The organism is Hyphomonas oceanitis SCH89 (assembly GCF_000685295.1).
Lineage (GTDB): Bacteria > Pseudomonadota > Alphaproteobacteria > Caulobacterales > Hyphomonadaceae > Hyphomonas > Hyphomonas oceanitis.
Window position 1 is genome coordinate 1 of sequence record NZ_ARYL01000010.1, and the last position, 20,038, is coordinate 20,038.

A 20,038-nucleotide genomic window follows, 5' to 3' on the forward strand; every position below is an offset into this window, starting at 1 on the left:
CCGGGCCACTTCCCCCGCAGGCGGGGGAAGATGAAGAGATACTGCTTTCAAACCAAGGAGAAACACATGATTGAATCGGTAATTATTGCCCTGATCCGTCAGGCGGCGCTGCTGACCAAGCCGCAGCAGGAGGAGTTTACGACCAAGGCGGCGGAGGCTCTGGCGACGCTGATCAAGTCTACCGAGACGGCGATTGATGACGAGCTGGTGCGTCAGGTCGGCCTGCCGGTGGGCGGGATGATCATCAGCAAGCTGACGGCGCTGGTCTAAGGGTTGCTATTCGGCCTTGTCGGGCGCTGCCCTGCGGCGGGCGATCTGACGAAGGGTGATTCCGACAAGGCCAATCGCGATCAAGGGAATGCCAATGAAGAGTACGGTCGGGCGGTCGTCAACGCTCAGCAAAATGGCAAGGCCCATAAGCAATGGGCCATAGATCAGTTTGAATATCGTATTCTTCCATATGAGGTCGAGCATGCGATGACTCTAACGGAGAAATCAGGATGCGCAATCTTACTTCGGAGTGTGCGCCGGTCGTCTTACTCAAACGTGAGGTGGCAGGCGCCGAGAACGCGGAACATGTGGTAGCGGTCGCGGGCGTCCGGGGCGGTGCGCAGGTCTGAATAGGCTTTGAGGGCGATGGGAGTGGCCATGTCGACTTCTTCTTCGAAGCGGGCACTGTCGCCAGTCTCATCCTCGAAGAGGTCCGAGGCCATCTGGGCCCAGTAGCCTGCGGCGAGTTCGCTTTCGGCGGGGCGCAGGTCCGGGCTGAGACGCTCCATGAAGGCGGCGTCCCAGTCCTGGCCAGCGCTTTGCGACCAGACGGCCCAGTAAGAGGCGCAGCGGACCATGTCGGACGGGTTTTCGGGCGTGACGCCGGATTCCACACCGCGCTGGTAGTAGCCGTTCATATAGTCCGTGCTCTGCGCGGCGGCGGGCAGGGCGAGGAGGACAGAGGCGAGAAGGATAACGCGCAGGGACAAGGGGGGCTCCGGGATGAAGAACTGGACGAAAGTATAGACTGCAAGTGCTGAACCAAAAGCAAACGGGCCGCTAGAGGCCGGATATATAACAGGAATTTCAAATGACACTGACGGTGATCACACCGCCGGACGGGGAAGCTTTGTCCCTTGATGCGGCGAAGGACTATCTGCGCATCGGGACGGATGGTGAGGACGCGCTGGTGACGGCGCTGATCGCGGCGGCGCGTGCGCGGCTGGAGGCGGCGAGCGGGCTGGCGCTGGTGACACGGGTGCTGAAGCAAAGCTGGGAGGGCTGGCCGGGCGATGTGACGCGCCGGGGCGCGTGGCTGGGCGCGGGGCCGGTGACGGGCCTGGTGTCAGTTGCCGTGGTGGACGCGGCGGAGGCAGCGGAGCTGGTCACCGGGCGGTTTCGTGTGCGGGCGGGGCGGCTGGTGCTGCGGCCATGGATGGCGCTGCCTGTGGTGCCCGAGGGCGGGCGGATCGAGGCCGTGTTCGAGGCGGGTTATGGCGCGGCGGGCGATGTGCCGGAAGACCTGGTGCTGGCGCTGAAACTGTTGGTGCTGGAGGCGTATCGGCGCGGGAGCGCGGGGAGCGACCTGCCGGATGAGGTGGACGCGATTGTTTCGGCGCGGCGCGGGGTGAAGCTGTGAGCGGGCGGGCGGAGGCGGCGGTACAGGCGGCGCTGATGGCGGGCCTCAAGCGCGATGCGGGCGTCATGGCCGCGTTTGGCGACCCGGCGCGCGTCTATGATGACGAGACGCGGGCGCCGGCCTTTCCCTATGCGCGGATCGAGCGGCACGAGAGCGTGCCGACGGGAACCGGTGACATTGAGCACAAGATTTCGATTGCGGTGACGAGCCGCGAGGGCGGGCTGCTGGACGCCAAGGATGCGCTGTCGGCCATTCGTGCGGCGGCAGAGGGCATGGCTTGGGATGTGGCGGGGCATCATGTGGTGATGGCGCATGTCATCTATGCCGACACGATGCGGGCGAGTGACGCCGAGAGCTATCGCGGCCTGGTACGCATAAGGATTATTTCAGAGGAGGCGGCCTGATGGCGGGGCAAAGGGGCAGGGACCTGCTGCTGAAGATTTCGGATGGCGCGGGCGGGTTTGTGACGCTGGCAGGCGTGCGGGCGAGCCGGATACAGCTGTCAGCGGGCGCGGTGGACGGGACGAGCGCGGAGAGCCCGGAAGCCTGGCGCGAGCTGGTGGCCGGGGCGGGCGTGAAGGCGGCGAAGGTGACCGGGCGCGGCGTGTTCAAGGATGCGACGAGCGATGCGCGGATGCGGGCCGTGTTTTTCGCAGGCGAGGCGCCGGACTGGCAGATGGTGGTGCCGGATTTTGGCACGCTGACGGGCGCGTTCCAGATCACCGAGCTGAGCTGGAGCGGCGAGCATGATGGCGAGGCAGGCTTTGCCGTGACGCTGGAGAGCGCTGGCCTCGTGACATTTGCGGGGATCGCATGAACGCGGCGCGGGGCGAAGTGGGGCTGGTGATTGGCGGGCGGGAGCGGCGGCTGTGCCTGACGCTGGGCGCGCTGGCCGAGATCGAGGCGGCGTTCGGGTGCACGCGGATGAGCGAGCTGGACGCGCGGATGCGGGCGCTGAGTGCGGCGGACCTGAGTGTGGTGCTTGGCGCGCTGTTGCGGGGCGGCGAAGGGACGAAGGCCGTGCTGGATGCCAGCGCGGTGAGCCCCGGCGCGGCGGCGGGGGCCGTGGCGGAGGCCTTCCGGCTGGGGCTGGCGAGCTGATGTTGCCATGGGGCGCGATGTGGCGCGCGGCGCTGCGGGCGGGCGTGGGGCCGGAGGATTTCTGGCGGCTGAGCGTGCGGGAGTGGCGGTGGCTGGCGGGGGCTGGTGAGGGGATGAGTGGGACGCGGTTGGGAGAGCTGATGGCGGCGTTTCCGGATGGGGCCCCTGCCTTCGCAGGGGACACGGAAAATTCAGTGAGTGTTTCTGGAGGTTTGGATGGCGGAATTTGAGGATCAGATGGCGAGCGCGGGGGATGCGCTGACGGCGCTGGCGGAGGGGCCGGGTGTTGCGGCGGCGGATGCGCTGGCGGCGGCGTTTGGGCGAGCGGGGACGCAGATCGAGACGGTGCTGGGGCAGGCGGCACGCTCGGGCGAGCTGGATTTCGAGAAGATGGCCGAGAGCATATTGCGGGACCTGGCGCGGGTGGCGGCGGAGGCTGTGGTGGCGCTGGGGCAGGGCGGGAGTGGTGGGCAGGCGGTGAACCTGAACATGAATTTTGCGCCGGGAACGGATGAACGCAGCGCGATGCAGAGCCGGGGCGCGATATCGGCGACGCTGGCGCGGCTGGTTTCGAGTGGAGGGCGGTTCCTGTGAGTCTGGCGAATTTTCATGAAGTGAGCTTTCCGCTGCCGCTGGCGCTGGCCGCGAGTGGCGGGCCGGAGCGGCGCACGGAGGTCGTGCCGCTGGCGAGTGGCGGCGAGGCGAGGAATGCCGTGTGGGCGGGGTCTCGCAGGCGCTGGGATGTGGGGAGCGCGGTGACGCGGCTGGACGCGCTGCAGGCACTGGTGACGTTTTTCGAGGCGCGGGGCGGGCGGCTGCATGGATTCCGGTTTCGGGATGCGCTGGATGACCGGTCGTGTGCGCCGGGCGGCGTGGTGAGCGGGATGGATCAGGTGCTGGGCACGGGCGATGGGACGACGCGCTTCTTTGCGCTGCGCAAGGCCTATGGCGCCTATTGGCGACCGATCCTGAAGCCGGTTGAGGGGACGGTGATCGTGGCGGTGGATGGCGCTGTTGTAGGCGCGGAGCTGGATGCGACGACGGGCATGCTGATGCTGGACGCGGCGCCGGGCGAGGGCGCGGTGGTGACGGCGGGGTTCCGGTTTGACTGCCCGGTGCGGTTTGATGTGGACCGGCTGGACGTGAGCCTTGAGGCGTTTGGCGCGGGGCGCGTTGTGGGCGTGCCGCTGGTGGAGCTGGTCGGCTGATGCGGATTTTCGAGACGGAATTTGCCGCGCGCCTTGCGAGCGGAGCGGCGACGACGTGCCTGTGCTGGCGGCTGGTGCGGGCGGACGGGTTTGCGCTGGCGGTGACCGAGCATGACCGGGCGCTGGTGGTGGACGGGACGACGTATCAGCCGGGCGAAGCGCTGGTGGCGGGGCAGTTTACGCAGTCTGCGGCATTGAAACCGGGGCAGGCGGCGGCGGGCGGGGCGCTGTCGCATACGGCGATTACGGAGGCGGATCTGGCGGCGGGCCTGTGGGATGGCGCGGCGGTGACCGTGTTGCGGGTGGACTGGGAGCGGCCTGAGTTTTTCGTGTGCGTGTGGAGCGGGCGCCTCAGCGAAGTGACACGCGGGGAGACGGCGTTCCAGGCGGAGCTGGTGTCAATCAAGGCGGACCTGGAGCGGCCCGTGGGGCGCGTCTATGCGCGCCGGTGCGATGCGGCGCTGGGGGATGCGCGGTGCGGCGTGGACGTGGAGGCCTTTCCGGGGGTGGCGTGTTACCAGCGCTGGGAGACGTGCCGGGAGACGTTTGGCAATAGCGCGAACTTTCGCGGCTTTCCGCATATGCCGGGGGCGGACTTTGTGCTGGCGAGGCCGGCAGCCAGCGGGAATGACGGGGGCAAAAGATGAGGCGGGATGAGATCGTGGCGGCGGCGCGGGGCTGGATTGGCACGCCGTATCGGCATCAGGCGAGTTTGAAGGGCGCGGGGTGTGATTGCCTCGGGCTGGTGCGGGGCGTGTGGCGGGAGCTTGTGGGGACGGAGCCGGAAGCGGCGCCCGCCTATACGCCGGACTGGGCCGAGGCGCTGGGGCGGGAGACACTGCTGGAAGCGGCGCGGCGGCACATGCGCGAAGTGCCGGTGGGTGCGGCGCGGGAAGGCGACGTGGTGCTGTTCCGTATGGGGACGGGCGTGCCGGCGAAGCATTGCGGGATATTGGCGGGTGGCGGCGTGGTGCACGCCTATTGGGGCCGGGCGGTGGTGGAGACGCGGCTGGTGAACTGGTGGCAGCGGCGGATCGTGGCGGCATTTGAATTTCCGGGCGTGGAGGACTGATTGCATGGCGCAGGTTGTTTTATCGGAAGTGGGCGCGGCGGTGGGGCGATGGGCGCTGCCGCAGGGATTGCAGGTGCTGGGGCAGACGGTGGCCGGGGCGACGATTGGCCGGGCGATTGGCTCTGTGGCTGGGCGCGCGATTGATGCGGCCTTTGCGGGGGCGACCGAGGGGCCGCGCGTGAAGGGCCTGCACGTGATGGAGGCGCGTGAGGGGGCGGGCATTCCCGGCGTTTATGGCAAGATGCGGGTTGGCGGGCAGGTGATCTGGGCGGCGCGGTTTCGTGAGGCGAAGACGACGCGCAGCACAGGTGGCAAGGGAGGCCCGAAGGTTTCGGACTTTTCCTATTCGGTGAGCTTTGCCGTGGCGCTGGGCGAAGGGCCGATACTGGGCGTGCAGCGGGCCTGGGCGAATGGGGAGGCGTTTGACCTGTCGGGCGTGGTGTATCGGATCCATACGGGAACGGAGGATCAGGCGCCGGACCCGCTGATTGAGATGGTGGAGGGCGCGGCACCTGCTTATCGCGGCGTGGCGTATATTGTGTTCGAGGATTTGCCGCTGGACGATTTCGGTAATCGTCTGCCGCAGCTCTCGTTTGAGGTGGCGCGGGTGCCGGGGGGCGGCAGTGAGGCGGGGCTGGGGGAGGTTGTGACCGGGGTGAACGTGATCCCGGCCTCGGGCGAGTTTGTGTATGCGACCGAGATTGTGCGCGAGCGGCTGGCGCCGGGCCGCGAGCGGGCGCTGAACGCGAATTCGGGCGAGGCGCGGGCGGACTTCCTCGTGTCGCTGGACCAGCTGGAGCGGGACTTGCCGCGTGTGGATCGGGCGGCGCTGACGGTTGGGTGGTTTGGGGATTCTTTGGCGGCGGGGGATTGCGCGATACGGCCGGGTGTTGAGGTGGCCGAGCGTGTGACTGTGCCGATGGCATGGAGTGTGGATGGTGTGGGGCGCGAGGGGGCGTACCTGATTTCGCGCGATGAAGGCGGCAACGCCAATTATGGCGGGACGCCGGCGGATGCGTGCGTGGTGCAGGCCATAGAGGAGATGAAGGCGCGGGGGATTGCGGTGACGCTGTCGCCGTTCCTGTTCATGGATTGCGAAGGCTTGCCATGGCGGGGGCGAGTGACGGTGAGCGCGGACGGGACGGCGGCGGCGCGGGAGGAGATTGAGGCTTTCGTTGAGGGGGAATGGGGCTTTCGGCGGTTCATATTGCATCATGCGGACCTGGCGCTGGCGGCAGGAGGCGTGGAGGCGTTCCTGATTGGCAGCGAGATGCGGGGGCTGACGCGGGTGCGCGACGAGGCTGGGGCGTTTCCGTTTGTGGAGAAGCTGATTTCGATTGCGGCGGATGTGAAGGCGATCTTGCCGTCAGCCAAGGTCTCCTATGCGGCGGACTGGACGGAGTATGGCGCCTATGTGCCGGGGGACGGGAGCGGGGATGTGCTTTTCCCGCTGGATACGCTGTGGGCAGATGAAAATGTGGATTACGTGGCGGTGGACTGGTATCCGCCGATGGGGGATTGGCGGAGTGGCGCAGGGCACCTTGATGCGGTGGCGGGATATGCGGCGGCGGACGATGCGGACTACCTGAGCGCGCAGCTGGCGGGCGGGGAGGCCTATGACTGGTATTATGCCAGCGAGGCCGACCGGGATGCGCAGGTGCGCACGCCGATCAGTGACACGGCGCATGGCGAGCATTGGGTGTTCCGGGCGAAGGATTTGAGCGGCTGGGCCGGGGCGCTGCATTACCCGCGGCCGGGCGGCGTGCGTGCGGCGGCGCCGACGGGCTGGGTGCCGGGGACAAAGCCTGTGCGGCTTAGCGAGGTCGGCTTTGCGGCGGTGGACAAGGGTGGCAATGCGCCGAACCTGTTCTTTGATCCGAAAAGCAGCGAGAGCGCGCTGCCGCCGTATTCGACCGGGGCGCGGGACGATGTGTTCCAGAAACGGGCGCTGGCGGTGACGCTCGCGCATTTCGAAGACGACCCGCTGGTGGAGGCGACATTCGTGTGGGCGTGGGAGGGGCGGCCGTTTCCGGCCTGGCCTGTGCGCGATGGCGTTTGGGGCGATGGCGGGAACTGGGCGCGCGGGCACTGGCTGAACGGGCGGGCGGGGCTCGCGCCGCTGGCGGATGTGGTGGCGGATATCTGCGCGCGGGGCGGCGTGAGCGATGTGGACGTGCGCGAGCTGGACGGCGTGGTGGAGGGCTATGGCCTCGACGGCGTGCATTCGGTGCGCGCGGCGCTGGAGCCGCTGAAAGCGGCGTTCGGGTTTGAGTGCGTGGAGCGGGACGGGGCGCTCGTGTTCCGCATGCAGGGCGAAGGCGCGGTGCTGGATGTGGCGACGGCGGACCTGATCGAGGGCGGCCTGCAGCGGACGCGCAGGCTGGTGGACAAGGCCCCGGAGCGGTTGAGGCTGACCTATGTGGATTTGGAAAATGACTACCAGCCGGGCGTGACGGAGGCGCGGGTGGAGGGCGGCGATCCGCGTCTCAGCGTTGATGTGAGCCTGCCGCTGGCCATGGGCGCGGGACGGGCCGAGGCGGTGGCGCGCTTCCTGCTGGACGCGGCGGCGAGTGCAGAGACGGCGGAGGCGGGGCTGGTGCTGAACGGGCTGGCGCTGGAGCCGGGCGATGGATTGCGTGTGGATGGCGGTGTTGTTTGGCGCGTGATTGATGTGACCGATGCGGGGATCGTGCGCGGGCTGGCCCTTGTGGCAGATGTGGAAGGGCCGGGCATTGTGCGCGGGCTGGAGCCGGGGCCGGTGGCGCCGCCTGCGCCAGACTTTGGGGCGGTGGACCTTGTGGTGATCGACGGTCCGCGCCTGCCGGGGGAGACGGATGTGACCGGGCCACTGATGGCGGCGTGGGCGGACCCGTGGCCGGGCACGGTGCGCGTGCTGGCGGGGCTGACGGCGGATGCGATGAGCGAGCGGGTGGTGCTGAGCCGGCCGGCGGTGATCGGGCGGCTGGTGGCGGCAGTGGATGCGAGGCCGGTCGGGCGGTGGGACCGCGCCAATAAGCTGCGCGTGTATGCGCCGGGCGGGGATTTTGCGAGCCTGCCGGAGGCGCAGGTGCTGGGCGGTGGCAATGCGCTGCTGCTGGAGACGGCGGCGGGATGGGAACTGGTGCAGTTTACCGGTGCTGAGCTGGTGGGCGTGGACACATGGGTGCTGAGCCGCCTGTTGCGGGGGCAGGAGGGGAGCGAAAGCGCGGCGGCCGATGAGGGCGCGCGGGTTGTGCTGGTGGACGGTGCGCTGCTGCGAGCGCGTGTCAGCCCTGGTGAAGTCGGGCTGGCGCTGGACTGGCGGGCAGCGGGGGATGAGGCGGCGCAGGCGTTTGCGTTCGAGGACAAAGGCGGCCTGCCATGGCGCGTGGCGCACCTGCGGCGGCGCGGCGACGCGCTGGACTGGGTGCGGCGCGGGGCGGACGTGGCGACGAGTTGGGCGTTTCCAGAGGCGGCCAATGCGGGGCGGTTTGCCGTGGAGGTGGACACAGGGAGCGGCTTTGGGGGACGGTTTGAGGTGGCCGTGCCCTCGGCAACACTGGCACCGGGCGTGGCTTCGGCACGGGTGGCGGAGGCTGGCGCTGATGGCCGTGTGGGTCCATGGGTTTCAATCGGCGCCGGAACATCCTAACTCTGGGGCGACAGTGATTTCACCCTATTTAGAGGAATAACCGCCCTTGGCCCTAGATCCCTATAGCGTGCTCGGCGTTCCCCGCACAGCGAGCGAGGCCGAGATCAAAAAAGCCTATCGCAACAAGGCGAAAGCCCTGCACCCTGACCTTCATCCCGATGACAATGCCAAGATGGAGGAGTTCAAGCGGGTGTCGCAGGCGTGGGATATCCTGGGCGACAAGGAGAAGAAGGCGAAGTTCGACCGCGGCGAGATTGACGGCGATGGCAACCCTGCAGGCTTTGGCGGGGGCTATCCCGGCGGCGGGGGTGGCGGCTTTCCGGGCGGCGGCGGGGCGCGCTGGCAGACGCGCGGCGGCGGCAATCCGTTTGATGGCGCGCAGGGCGACCCGTTCGAGGACATTCTCGGCGGCATGTTCGGGGGCGGCGGACGCAGGCGGAATCCGGGCCCGCAAAAGGGCCGCGATATCCGCTACCGCGTAGAGATTTCGTTCGAGGATTCCGTGGCAGGCGCGCGGCGCCGGATGACCATGGCGGACGGCACGGCGCTGGACGTGAACATCCCGGCTGGCATCGATTCCGGCCAGACGCTGCGCCTCAAAAGCCAGGGCCAGCCTTCGCCGAATGGTGGGGCACCGGGCGACGCGCTGCTGGAAGTGGAAGTGCGCCCGAGCACTGTCTGGCAACGGGACGGCAAGGATTTGCGCATGAGCGTGCCGATCAGCCTGAAGACGGCGGTTCTGGGGGGCAGCGTGGAAGTGAAGACGCCGTCCGGCCCGGTGACGCTGAAAGTGCCGGCGGGATCGAATACGGATGCGACGCTGCGCCTGCGCGGCAAGGGCGTGCAGACGAGCACGCCGGGCAACCTCTATGCCAAGCTGAAGATCATGCTGGATGACCCCGCCGACCCCGGCCTGAAGAAATGGGCCGAAGGCAAGGCCTGAGACCTGTCAGATCAGGCGGCTGAGAGCGACGCGAGGGATCTGGCGGATTTCGGGTCGGCCTGCTCCGACAAGATGAAGGGTTCCGGGCGGGCGATCAGGAAGCCCTGAATCTCCTCACACAGAAGGCTTCGCAGCAGGCTGGCCTGCTCCTCTGTCTCGACGCCCTCGGCAACGACCGGAATATCGAGCGAATGGGCAAGGCTGATGATCGCTTCAACGATCGCGCGCGACTTGCGGTCGCCATTCATGGCCGCCACGAAGGAGCGGTCGATCTTGAGCCGGTCGAACGGGAAGGACTGGACATAGCTCATGGACGAGTAGCCCGTGCCGAAATCATCAAGGGCGATCTTGATGCCAATCGCCTTCAGCTGCATCAGGATGGTTGCGGCGAGCTGCTTGTTGAGTATGAGCGCCGTCTCCGTAATCTCGAGTTCAAGACGTGAGGGATTAAGGCCCGTCTCGTGCAAGATGTTGCGTATGTCTTCCACAAGGTCCGGATCGAGGAACTGGCGGGCGGACAGGTTGACCGCGACGGTCTCGTTTGCGTCCCATTTGATGGCAGCTTCGCAGGCGGCACGGATTGTCCAGCGGCCGATATCGTTGATCAGGAGGCTTTGCTCCGCAACCGGAATGAAATTGTCGGGGTAGACCATGCCGCGCCCGGGGCGGTTCCAGCGGATGAGCGCTTCGCGGCCCACGATTGCACGCGTATGGCTGCACACTTTGGGCTGGAAGTGGAGGACGAACTGATCGCCCTCGATGGCGTCATGCAGGGCGGTTTCGAGGTCGCGCTTCTGCTCGTGCACTTCATGCAGGGCGGCATCATAGACACGGAAGCAGCCTCGGCCCGCTTCCTTGGCGGCATAAAGGGCGCGGTCGGCAGCGTTGAGCACACGCGCCGTTCCGGTGGCTTCGGGTTCGGCAAGCGCGATGCCGATGCTGGCGCCCATCGACAGGCTGCGCGTGCCGAGCGTGATGGGTGTCGCAAAGGCCTTGAGGATCTTGTTGGCGGTCCATTTTATCTGGTGGATGCTGGAGCGGCCGCGAAGGATGATGGCGAACTCGTCGCCGCCGAGGCGAGCGACCATGTCGGCAGGCGACAGGCAGCCGGAGATCCGGCGGCCGGCAATTTTCAGCAGGCTGTCGCCGGTGGAATGGCCGAACTGGTCATTCACTTCCTTGAATTCATCGACGTCGATGATGAAGACAGTGAGGTCGGCGCGGGCATAGGGTTTATCGCGGATGGCGGCTTCGAGTGCGATGTTGAAGGCGGCGCGGTTTGGAAGGCCGGTCAGGGTGTCGCGATAGGCCAGAGCGCGGACCTTGGCTTCCTGGCGTAGCTGGCGTGTGAGGTCGCGCACGGCAAAAACGGTGAAGCCGGCTTCAGAGTCCTGCATGGCGCGGGTGGTGATTTCCACGGTCACGTCATGGCCGCCGGAGATGTGAATGACATGCTCGGCGAGGAGCCTGTCTTTGCCATCGGCGTAATTGTCGAGGTCGTTGAGCTGGAGGATGTCGAAAATGTTGGTGCCCTGCATGTCGTCGCGCGGGATGCCGAGCATGGTTTCGGCGGCCATGTTCGCCTGGATGACCTTGCCGTTTGCGGACACCATGAAGAGCGCCTCCTGCGAGGAATCCGCCAGGGCCGACAGCTTGCGCGATTCAATGTTGCGCATCTGGACGACAAGCGAGTCGAGGCCGGCGGCGAGCGCGGCAAACATCAGGATGAGGCAGATGCTGGTGGCGATGACGACGCTCAGGGCGCCAGCGCCCATCAGCCAGCCAGTGTCAGGTATTGCGGCGAGCGGCGTCATGGTCAGGGCGGCGGTGCCGATGAAGTGAAGGCCAAGAATGGCGAGCATGGCGCAGGCCCAGCTCACCACATTGCGCACGACTGGAAGTGTGCTGAGGCGGAAGCTGTAGGCGAGGGTGTAGAAGCCGACGCAGAATACGATGGAAAGAAGGACGAGGCGCGGATCATAGGCGATCTCGACACTGTCTTTCATCGCCGTCATGCCGAAATAGTGCATCACGATGACCGTGCCTGAGCCGAGGAGCGCTGCACTGAGCTTGCGAGCGGCGGTGCCGCTATTGCTGGCAACCGCCGTTGCGACCGTGAGTCCGATCACGGCGACCAGCGCTGACATGAGGGTCACGAAGACATCGAACGTGACCGGGAAGCCCGGCTTGTAACCAAGCAGGGCGATGAAGTGCGTGGCCCAGACACCCAGACCGGTCACGATGCCTGCGGCGATGATCCAGCGGCGACTGCCGGTTTCGCTGCGATCGATCATGCCGCGCTGAAACACCAACAGGGCGCAGACAAGGCTGAAGCCGAGCACAAGCACGGCAATCACCATATGCATAAAATCGTGGTGTTTTGTTAATGAATTGAAAACTATAGACATTTCGTGCTTTCTTCGCGTGCATCACCTATGCGCAGGCACGTGTATTCGTTCCACTACAGCGTGTTTTAAGTGCGTGAGATCGCAGTTCTCGGGAAAACTGACGGATAAGAGGCCGCAGATCGGTCCGGCACCCCCCTCGGGGGGGATGAATGCAGGGCCGTCTGGCTCTAGGGTGTGACCGAGATGCAGACCTGTGGGGATAAGATGAAACGATACATGTTGTTGCTGCCGCTGGCGGCGCTGGCCGCGTGCGGACAAGGAGAGGCAGCCGGGGAGAAAGACCCTTGCGCGGCGATTTCAACCATCATTGCGGCACGCGCCGAGGCCGAGCCATTTACCAGCCTGCGGGGCGAAGAACGTATGCTGGGCGACAGCCCGCTGCCGGATGCCTGGGAATCCAACGCGACCTTTGACGATAGTGCCTGCCGGGTGAGTGTCATGCGCGGCTTCTTTGGTGGCGACACGAATATCCATATCTATACCTGCGACCTGTTCGAGGCAGGAACAATGGACAAGGATGCGGACGGCAAGCTGGCCGAAGCGGCCTATGAGGGTGCCGTTGGCACCGTGAAGGCGTGCCTGGGGAATGCCTGGACCTTCGCGGCGGACACCGAGGATTCGCAGTATGAGGTCTATGGCAAAACGGTCTTCAAGCCGGTCGAGCCCGAGGAGCAGGTGGGAGATTTTATCGCCGACCCGCTCTATGTGGAGATGCACTATGCCGGGTTTGGCGGCGGGCGGAACAGCACGCCAGGCTGGCTGGTGACGCTGCAGGCGCAGAAACAGACCAAGGCTGATTGACCTCAAGGCACCAGGCCCCGGCCGGCGCGAGTCGCGCCTGGGGCGATTTCCGGGCCGGAGGCGGCGTAATCCTGAACAAAACTGATTTCAGACGTTCACTTCACATTCAGGGCTTTGGACCTATACGCTGGGCCCATGAAGCGGATTCTTGCCTCTCTTGCAGCCATTGCACTCCTGACGGCCAGTCCTGCCACCGCGCAGGGCTGGGGCGATTCCTTTTCGCCCAATCAGGCGCGCGATGCCGTGCGCAATGGCAAGACCGTGCCGCTGAGCCGGATATTTGGCATGCTGAAGCAGCAATATGGCGGCTACCAGCTGGGCGCAGACCTTGTGTCCAAGCAGGGTGGCGGCGCCGAATATCATATTGACTGGATGACCGAAGATGGGCGCAAAATGCGCTTTATCGTTGACGCCCAGTCTGGCGCGATCACGGATCGTCGCGGCGGCTGAATCGTGTTAACCCGTTCTACGGAAGGTATTTTTCATGCGTATCCTGGTAGTTGAAGACGATAACGACCTGCGCCGCCAGTTGGCAGACGTACTGTCGCAATCGGGCTATGCGGTCGATCTGGCTGCGGATGGCGAGGATGGGCACTTCCTTGGCGATACAGAGCCCTATGATGCGGTAATCCTGGACCTGGGCCTGCCGAAAATGGACGGTGTCAGCATCCTGAAGAAATGGCGCGCGGACGGGAAATCCTTCCCCGTGCTGATCCTGACCGCTCGCGACCAGTGGAGCGAGAAGGTGGCAGGCTTTGATGCCGGCGCCGATGATTACCTGTCGAAACCCTTCGTGACCGAGGAATTGCTGGCACGCCTGCGCGCGCTGCTGCGCCGGGCTGCGGGCCATTCGGCGGCGACGCTGGAAGCCGGCAAGCTGATGGTCGATACGCGCGCCGCGCGAGCCATGGTCAATGGCGAACCGATCAAGCTGACCGCGCATGAATACCGTGTGCTGTCCTACCTGATGCATCATCAGGGCCGGGTCGTGCCGCGCACGGAACTGGTCGAGCATATCTACGATCAGGATTTCGACCGCGATTCGAACACGATCGAAGTGTTCATCGGGCGCCTGCGCCGCAAGATCGGCGTTGACCGGATCCAGACCGAGCGCGGCCTTGGCTATCGCCTGATCGTGCCGGAAAACGAGGCGCGCGTTGCAGGCTAGGCGCCTGCCGTGCCAGACCGTTTGAATGGACGCAGCCGACACACCCAAGCCCCGTTTCCTTGACCGCTGGTCGAGCGTTTCGCTCGCCCGGCGGATCATGATTGCGGCGGCGATCTGGGGCTTTGTTGTGCTGATCGGCGGCGCGCTGGCCCTGTCGGCGCTCTACCGCGCCCAGACGCTGACCCTGCTGGAAGAAGACCTCGACCAGACGCTGGTGACACTGACGCGCGAGATGACCCGTGAGGAGGCCTTCCTGGCCGATGGCCGGGTGACCGATACCGAGCGCCAGTTCCTGACCAGCGATGCGCGTTTCCAGACGCAGTATTCCGGCCAGTACTGGGCCGTTGTCGGCCTGACGCCGGACCTGACCATCTCAGGCGACTTTCGCTCCAAGAGCCTTTGGGACGAGCCGGTGCCGGTGACCGAGACCCAGATACGCCGCGCGGTGGCTGACCCCGGGACGACGCAGTTTGACGACTATGCCGGACCAGCTGACCAGAAGGTGCGCTCTGCGGCCAAGGCGATTCTTGTGGAGAACCGCGAGACGCCGCTGATCCTGGTGGCGGCGGCTGACCGGACACCGAATGATGCCGCCGCGACGCGCTTTCGCAACATGCTGTTCGGCACCATGATCGCGCTGTTTGGCGGCGTGTTTGCGGCCATGGTGGCGGGCATACGGTTTTCGCTGCAGCCGCTGAAGCGGATCGAGCGCGACATTGCAGACATCCGCGAAGGCAATCGCCAGACGCTGCGCGACGGCTACCCCATCGAAGTGCGCCCGCTGACCGAGGAGCTGAACAAGCTGATCGGGCATAACCGTGTCGTGGTGGAGCGCGCGCGCACGCATGTGGGCAATCTGGCGCATGCGCTGAAAACGCCGCTCGCCGTGCTGCGCAATGAGGCGAAGGGCGAGACGCAGCTGGATGATGTCGTGCGGCGCCAGACCGAGTCCATGCACGCGAATGTCGAGCATTACCTGAAGCGGGCGCGGATGGCGGCGCGGGCCGAGACGCTGGGCGCACGCACCGATGTGACGCAGGTGGTCGAGGCCCTGGCGCGCTTGCTGAACCGGCTCTTCGATGCGAAGGGCGTGAATGTCAGCGTCGAGGATGGCGCTGGCGCAGTGTTCCGTGGCGAGAAACAGGATTTCGAGGAAATGATCGGCAACCTGATGGACAATGCCTGCAAGTGGGCGAAGGCGGAGGTGTGCGTGCGCATTTCCGACAGCGCCGAGGCATTGGTCATTGATGTCGAGGATGACGGCCCCGGCCTGCCGCCCGAAGCACGCGAAGGCGCCATGAAGCGCGGCGTGCGGCTGGACGAGACAACGCCGGGCACGGGCCTAGGCCTGTCCATCGTTGCGGAGCTGGCGGAGTTGCACAAGGGCAGCCTTGAGCTGGGCGAGAGCCAGATGGGCGGCCTGCAGGCAAGGTTGAGGTTTCCGAAATCATGACACGTTTGCAGGCGATTATCGTTGGGGTTTGCCTCGTGCTGGGCCTTGTGGGCTATGCCGTGTTCGGGCGGCCGGGCATGGGCGACCTGCCGATGAAGGAACGCCAGGCCGAGATCATGGAGAAGATCCGCACGGCGCCGGAAACGCTGACGCCCGCCGAGACGCTGGCGCGGCTGGAGCAGACGTCCATCGACCAGCCGGACGCGCCGGAGCCGCAATATTATATCGGCGTGATCATGCGCCAGCAGAACCGGCCGGATGATGCGGCGCGGGCCTTCCAGTCTGCGCTGCGGCGCGACGGCACCTATGTGCCGGCGCTGATCGGCCTCGCCGATGTGCTGGTGGAACTGGAGGGCGGCGGCGTGACCACAGATGCCGCGCGGCTTTATGCGCGGGCCTATGAGCTGGACCCGAGCGAAGTGCGGGCCGGCATGTGGGCGGCCATGGGCGCAGCGCAGGCAGGCGATCAGGACAAGGCGGCAGAGATGATGCGGGCCGTGTTTGCCAACCTGCCGGAAGACGACCCGCGCCGGGAACGCTTTGCGCCGATGCTGGATGCGATTGGCCGGGATGCGCCTGCGGAGCAGTAGGGGGTAGGGCCCTCACCTCCCATTGCTGCGCAATGGGCACCTCCTCTCCCAGAGGGAGAGGGGTTTACAGCTCTACACTACTAACACCTCTCCCTCTGGGAGGTGAGGGTGGCCGAAGCTTGCTGTATCTGCCGCACTGTCAAATCGGGCGGTTCCCAGTATAGATGGCCGTCATGAGAGCCCGGACCCGCAGATTGTGGACATTTGGCGTGGCGGCTGCCCTGTTGCTGGCGGCGGCGGCGCTCGCATTCTTTGCCCTGCGGCAGAATGCGAACCTGTTTTACACGCCCGAAGTGCTGGCCGAAAAAGGTCTGCCAACGCCCGGCAAGGACGTGAAAGTGGGCGGCTGGGTCGAGCCCGGCTCGCTGACCTATCCCGGCGATGGCAGCGAAATGGTGTTCACCATTATCGACAATAGCCCTGACACGATCACCGTGAGCTTTACCGGCATTGCGCCGGACCTGTTCCGCGAGGGACAGGGCGTGGTGGCGATCGGGTCGTTTGATGCGAGCGGCAAGTTCACCGCGCGGCAAGTGCTGGCCAAGCATGACGAGAACTACCAGCCGCGCGAGCTGCGCCCGCTGGGTGCCGGCCCGGACCAGAACGCCAGCTAGATGATCGAGCTTGGCCACCTTGCCGCGTTCCTGGCGCTGGCCGCCTCGCTGGCGCAGGGCGTGCTGGGCCTGATGGGCGTACGCGCGCTGGCCGGACGCGCGGCGCTGGTGGCGCTTGGCGTGATGACGCTGTCTTTCCTGACGCTTGTGGTGGCCTTTGCGCGGTCGGACTTCTCGCTGGCGCTGGTGGCGAACAATTCCCACACGCTGAAGCCGATGCTCTACAAGGTCGCGGGCGCGTGGGGAAACCATGAGGGCTCGATGGCGCTCTGGTGCCTCGTGACGCTGGGCTTTGGCGGCGCGGGCGCGCTGTGGATGCGCACGGGGCGCGACGTGTTCGAGGCGCGGACGCTGGGCGTGCAGGGCTGGCTTGCGACGGGCGCGCTGTCTTACCTCCTTTTTGCCTCCTCACCCTATTTACGGCTGGACCCGGCGCCGCTGCAGGGGGCGGGGCTGAACCCGATCCTGCAGGACCCGGCGCTCGCCTTCCATCCACCCATGCTTTATCTCGGCTATGTCGGCTTTTCGTTCGTGTTCGCACTGGCGGCGGCGGGCCTGATGGAGGCGCGGATTGACCGCGTGTGGGCCAGGGAGGCGCGGCGCTGGGCGTTGGCGGCCTTCATACCCCTCACGCTTGGCATCGCACTTGGCAGTTACTGGGCCTATTACGAGCTTGGCTGGGGTGGCTGGTGGTTCTGGGACCCGGTCGAAAATGCCTCGCTGATGCCATGGCTGATCGGTGCGGCGCTGCTGCATTCTGTGGCCGTGACAGAGAAGCGCGGGAATTTTGCGGCCTGGACCGCGCTGCTGGCTGTGCTGGCCTTCCTGTTCTCGGTGATGGGGGCGTTCCTTGTGCGCTCTGGTGTGCTGACGTCCGTGCATGCGTTCGCGGTGGACCCGAAGCGGGGCATGGTGCTGCTGACCGGGCTGGTGGTTTACGGCACGTTTGCGCTCGGCCTGTTTGCGTTGCGGGCGCCGAAGCTGGAGGGTGGCAAGCCGTGGCAGATGCTGAGCCGCGAGGGCGCGCTGGCGGTGAACAATGTGGTGCTCGTGGTGGCGGCTTTGACCGTTCTGCTGGGCACACTTTTCCCGTTGATGGCCGAGGCGGCGGGCCGTACGATTTCAGTTGGCGAACCCTATTTCCGGCTGACCTTCGTGCCGATGCTGGCCGCGTTGCTGGCGATCCTGCCGGTGGTTCAGGTGTGGAGCTGGGGCAAGGCGGACCTGTCCATGCTGTGGAAATGGGCGGCGGGCGGTGTGGCGCTGGTGGCTGTGTTCATGGCGCTGGGCGTGGGCCTTTGGGACATTCCGCTGGGCGCGGCTTTCGGGCTGGCGCTGGGCGTGTGGCTGCTGTTCGGGTCTGTGTGGGAGTTGCGACGCCGGGCGGTGACCTGGGGCCGCGTCTTCAAGATGCCGTTGCGGGTTTGGGGCATGACGCTGGCGCATATCGGGCTCGGCGTTTTCGTGATCGGCGCAGTGGTGGAAACCACGCAGCGCTATGAAGCGACGCTGGCGCTGCCAGCGGGTGGCTCGGGCACGGTTGCCGGGTGGAACATCACGCTGGAGGATGTGCGCGCGATCGAGGGGCCGAACTGGTATGCCGACAAGGCGGACATCACGGCGCGGCGTGGCAGCGCCAAGGCCGAGATGGCGCCGACCAAGCGCTACTATCCTGCCGCGCGCATGCCAACGACCGAGACGGCGATCCACAAGACCGGGACGGGCGACCTTTATGTGGCACTGGGTGACCGGCGCGACGTGGACGGCGAGACGCGCTGGGTGTTCCGGGTGTATTTCAATCCGCTGATTGATCTCGTTTATCTTGGTGTTCTGTTGATGGGGCTGGGCGCGTTTTTCAGCCTGCTGCCGCGTGGACGGATCAAGACCGCAGTTTAACTTTCCGTGTTGCCAGCGCCCGCTGGCACCCAGTGCGTCAGGAACGGAGTTCGCTCTTGCAGGACTGGGCCCCAGCGTTCGCTGGGGATACGGGAACGTAGGATACAAGGTCCTCATAAAGGTCCGCCCAGCGAGGGTTGTTGGCCTCGATCAGGTCGAGTTTCCATTTTCGCTTCCAGGCTTTCATCTGCCGCTCGCGCGAACGGGCAGAATCCCTGTCAGGAAAGTCTGCAAACCAGACCAGCATGTGGCAATCATACTTTGACGTGAAGCCGCGCAGCACTTTGTTACGATGCTGCCAAACGCGCCGTATCAGGTCATCGGTCTGGCCGATGTAGAGCGTACCATTCCTCTGGCTGGCGAGCATGTAAACGTAGAATGCCATAAAAGAACAATACGTGAACATACATTCCCTGTCTAGGACTTATGGATATTTTTGCTAAGCAGGGCCCATGAAATTTCTTCTCGCCAGCCTGCTCATATTTTTCTCGGCCAATGCGGCCCTCGACGACCCGGCCGAGGAGGCGCGGGCGCAGTCGCTGATGCGGGAGCTGCGCTGTGTGGCGTGCGAGAATGAGCCGATTTCGCAATCGTCCGCGTCGATTGCCGAGGACATGCGCGCCCGCGTGCGCACGATGGTCGGCGAGGGCGCGAGCGACGACGAGGTTCGCGACTGGTTTGAGAGCCGCTATGGCGAGTTCGTGCTGTTCCGTCCGACGGGCAAGGGTCTTAGCGGGCTGCTTCTGTGGGGCGCGCCGTTTGGCTTGTTGATTGTCGGCGGGCTGATTGCGGTCGGCGTCGCGCGGCGACGGCAGGCGGGCGTAAGCGAAGTCGAGCCGGTGGCGCCTGAAGACGTTTAATAGAGCTGCAGCAGCCCCAGATGCGGGCTGGCGAGCCACACGATCCATCCTGCCAGCGCAATGAAGGGCCCGAAGGCGATGGCCGTGTCGGAGGCCATGGGGCGCTTGCCTGCGAGGCCGGCAATGAGGGCCGCGACCAGTCCCGTCAGGGAAGCAACGAGCAGGACAGGCGCAAGGCCCGGCCAGGCAACCCACATGCCGATGGCGCCGAGCAGTTTCGCATCGCCGCGCCCGAGGCCGTCGCGCCCGCGCAGGCGCTTGTAGGCCAATTCGAGCGCAACGAGCGCGCCATAGCCGACGGCGGCGCCGATGAGGTGATGGGGCCACAGGTCCGGCCGCGTCAGGGCGACCATGATGACGCCAAAGATGAGGACGGTGAAATTCAGCGCGTCGGGCAGGCGCAGCGTGACTATGTCCACGGCTGCGAGCGCGATCAGCAGGGCGCCGAAACTGAGCGACAGGAGAATGGTGCCGGGCGGCGCAAACAGCCACGCGCTGAGGACCATCAGCGGCAGTGTAATCGCGACGAGAACGTGGACGGGCTTCATGCTGAGTTCGAAGAGTTCCGCGCGATTGAGTCTGAGTGCCACGAACGGCATGCGGGCCGTGCAAGTCAAGCCTGAGCGGCGTGTTTCGTTAGGCAGGCGCGGGCGCCGTGGCCTT

Annotated in this window: 25 protein-coding genes; 20 read left to right on the plus strand and 5 right to left on the minus strand. The window is 65.8% G+C overall.

Annotated features, from left to right (window positions below; translation table 11 throughout):
- A partial coding sequence (locus HOC_RS07830) for a hypothetical protein (RefSeq protein ID WP_206741549.1) occupies positions 1-270 on the plus strand: 270 nt, incomplete at its 5' end.
- Between the two features lie 6 nt (positions 271-276).
- Here HOC_RS07830 and HOC_RS07835 read toward each other — a convergent pair.
- Entirely contained in the window at positions 277-474 is a 198-nt protein-coding gene (locus tag HOC_RS07835; RefSeq protein ID WP_035537295.1) for a hypothetical protein, read from the minus strand.
- 62 nt (positions 475-536) lie between these two features.
- A complete protein-coding gene (locus HOC_RS07840; protein ID WP_035537297.1) occupies positions 537-980 on the minus strand; it encodes a hypothetical protein in 444 nt (147 codons plus the stop codon).
- 101 nt (positions 981-1,081) lie between these two features.
- Here HOC_RS07840 and HOC_RS07845 point away from each other — a divergent pair, with 101 nt between their 5' ends.
- From HOC_RS07845 to HOC_RS07895, 11 genes are read left to right on the plus strand one after another with little or no spacing between them, the layout of a single operon-like run.
- Positions 1,082-1,630: a head-tail connector protein gene (locus HOC_RS07845; RefSeq protein WP_035537298.1), complete on the plus strand. Its 549-nt coding sequence runs from the start codon at positions 1,082-1,084 to the stop codon at positions 1,628-1,630.
- A gap of 35 nt (positions 1,631-1,665) precedes the next feature.
- Entirely contained in the window at positions 1,666-2,034 is a 369-nt protein-coding gene (locus HOC_RS07850) for a DUF3168 domain-containing protein (protein WP_035537299.1), read from the plus strand.
- On the plus strand, positions 2,034-2,447 hold the full coding sequence (locus HOC_RS07855; RefSeq protein WP_035537300.1) for a phage major tail protein, TP901-1 family: 414 nt from the start codon (positions 2,034-2,036) through the stop codon (positions 2,445-2,447). The genes HOC_RS07850 and HOC_RS07855 overlap by 1 nt, the downstream gene beginning before the upstream one ends.
- Complete coding sequence (locus HOC_RS07860) at positions 2,444-2,731, plus strand: GTA-gp10 family protein (protein WP_035537301.1); 288 nt, start codon at positions 2,444-2,446, stop codon at positions 2,729-2,731. Before HOC_RS07855 ends, HOC_RS07860 begins: the two co-directional genes overlap by 4 nt.
- Positions 2,732-2,748: 17 nt before the next feature.
- Positions 2,749-2,961, plus strand: coding sequence for a phage tail assembly chaperone (locus tag HOC_RS22945; protein ID WP_422120042.1), 213 nt, complete (start codon positions 2,749-2,751; stop codon positions 2,959-2,961).
- Positions 2,948-3,325, plus strand: a complete 378-nt coding sequence (locus tag HOC_RS07870) for a phage tail tape measure C-terminal domain-containing protein (RefSeq protein WP_035537303.1) — start codon at positions 2,948-2,950, stop codon at positions 3,323-3,325. Before HOC_RS22945 ends, HOC_RS07870 begins: the two co-directional genes overlap by 14 nt.
- Positions 3,326-3,327: 2 nt before the next feature.
- Entirely contained in the window at positions 3,328-3,939 is a 612-nt protein-coding gene (locus HOC_RS07875) for a phage distal tail protein, Rcc01695 family (protein WP_035537480.1), read from the plus strand.
- The gene (locus HOC_RS07880) at positions 3,939-4,586 is read left to right on the plus strand and encodes a DUF2163 domain-containing protein (protein WP_035537304.1); all 648 of its coding nucleotides are present in this window, start codon (positions 3,939-3,941) and stop codon (positions 4,584-4,586) included. Before HOC_RS07875 ends, HOC_RS07880 begins: the two co-directional genes overlap by 1 nt.
- On the plus strand, positions 4,583-5,011 hold the full coding sequence (locus HOC_RS07885; protein ID WP_035537305.1) for an NlpC/P60 family protein: 429 nt from the start codon (positions 4,583-4,585) through the stop codon (positions 5,009-5,011). Before HOC_RS07880 ends, HOC_RS07885 begins: the two co-directional genes overlap by 4 nt.
- Before the next feature lie 4 nt (positions 5,012-5,015).
- The gene (locus tag HOC_RS07890; RefSeq protein ID WP_051624642.1) at positions 5,016-8,642 is read left to right on the plus strand and encodes a baseplate multidomain protein megatron; all 3,627 of its coding nucleotides are present in this window, start codon (positions 5,016-5,018) and stop codon (positions 8,640-8,642) included.
- A 46-nt stretch (positions 8,643-8,688) separates the two neighbouring features.
- Positions 8,689-9,585, plus strand: coding sequence for a DnaJ C-terminal domain-containing protein (locus HOC_RS07895; protein WP_035537306.1), 897 nt, complete (start codon positions 8,689-8,691; stop codon positions 9,583-9,585).
- An 11-nt stretch (positions 9,586-9,596) separates the two neighbouring features.
- On the opposite strand, the gene HOC_RS07900 is transcribed toward HOC_RS07895, so the two are convergent.
- Positions 9,597-11,945, minus strand: a complete 2,349-nt coding sequence (locus HOC_RS07900; RefSeq protein WP_162174818.1) for a bifunctional diguanylate cyclase/phosphodiesterase — start codon at positions 11,943-11,945, stop codon at positions 9,597-9,599.
- A 252-nt stretch (positions 11,946-12,197) separates the two neighbouring features.
- Between HOC_RS07900 and HOC_RS07905 the strand changes: the two genes are divergently transcribed.
- From HOC_RS07905 to HOC_RS07935, 7 genes are all read left to right on the plus strand, one after another.
- Positions 12,198-12,794, plus strand: coding sequence for a hypothetical protein (locus HOC_RS07905; RefSeq protein ID WP_156950419.1), 597 nt, complete (start codon positions 12,198-12,200; stop codon positions 12,792-12,794).
- Between the two features lie 135 nt (positions 12,795-12,929).
- The gene (locus HOC_RS07910) at positions 12,930-13,244 is read left to right on the plus strand and encodes a PepSY domain-containing protein (protein ID WP_035537309.1); all 315 of its coding nucleotides are present in this window, start codon (positions 12,930-12,932) and stop codon (positions 13,242-13,244) included.
- Positions 13,245-13,278: 34 nt separating this feature from the next.
- A complete protein-coding gene (locus tag HOC_RS07915) occupies positions 13,279-13,962 on the plus strand; it encodes a response regulator transcription factor (RefSeq protein ID WP_034738975.1) in 684 nt (227 codons plus the stop codon).
- A 25-nt stretch (positions 13,963-13,987) separates the two neighbouring features.
- On the plus strand, positions 13,988-15,415 hold the full coding sequence (locus tag HOC_RS07920) for an ATP-binding protein (RefSeq protein WP_035537311.1): 1,428 nt from the start codon (positions 13,988-13,990) through the stop codon (positions 15,413-15,415).
- On the plus strand, positions 15,412-16,005 hold the full coding sequence (locus HOC_RS07925; RefSeq protein ID WP_035537312.1) for a tetratricopeptide repeat protein: 594 nt from the start codon (positions 15,412-15,414) through the stop codon (positions 16,003-16,005). The genes HOC_RS07920 and HOC_RS07925 overlap by 4 nt, the downstream gene beginning before the upstream one ends.
- Before the next feature lie 173 nt (positions 16,006-16,178).
- Positions 16,179-16,619, plus strand: coding sequence for a cytochrome c maturation protein CcmE (locus HOC_RS07930; RefSeq protein WP_035537486.1), 441 nt, complete (start codon positions 16,179-16,181; stop codon positions 16,617-16,619).
- Positions 16,620-18,515 (plus strand): heme lyase CcmF/NrfE family subunit, encoded by a 1,896-nt coding sequence (locus HOC_RS07935; RefSeq protein WP_035537313.1) that lies wholly within the window; start codon positions 16,620-16,622, stop codon positions 18,513-18,515.
- Positions 18,516-18,552: 37 nt separating this feature from the next.
- Here the strand turns inward: HOC_RS07935 and HOC_RS07940 are convergent, their stop codons facing one another.
- Positions 18,553-18,900 carry a GIY-YIG nuclease family protein gene (locus HOC_RS07940; protein WP_084146212.1) on the minus strand — a complete coding sequence of 116 codons (348 nt, stop codon included), beginning with the start codon at positions 18,898-18,900 and terminating at the stop codon, positions 18,553-18,555.
- 67 nt (positions 18,901-18,967) lie between these two features.
- Here HOC_RS07940 and HOC_RS07945 point away from each other — a divergent pair, with 67 nt between their 5' ends.
- The gene (locus HOC_RS07945; protein ID WP_035537314.1) at positions 18,968-19,375 is read left to right on the plus strand and encodes a cytochrome c-type biogenesis protein; all 408 of its coding nucleotides are present in this window, start codon (positions 18,968-18,970) and stop codon (positions 19,373-19,375) included.
- On the opposite strand, the gene HOC_RS07950 is transcribed toward HOC_RS07945, so the two are convergent.
- Positions 19,372-19,965 (minus strand): prepilin peptidase, encoded by a 594-nt coding sequence (locus tag HOC_RS07950; RefSeq protein WP_162174819.1) that lies wholly within the window; start codon positions 19,963-19,965, stop codon positions 19,372-19,374. The two genes, HOC_RS07945 and HOC_RS07950, sit on opposite strands and share 4 nt — an antisense overlap.
- Positions 19,966-20,038: the final 73 nt, after the last annotated feature.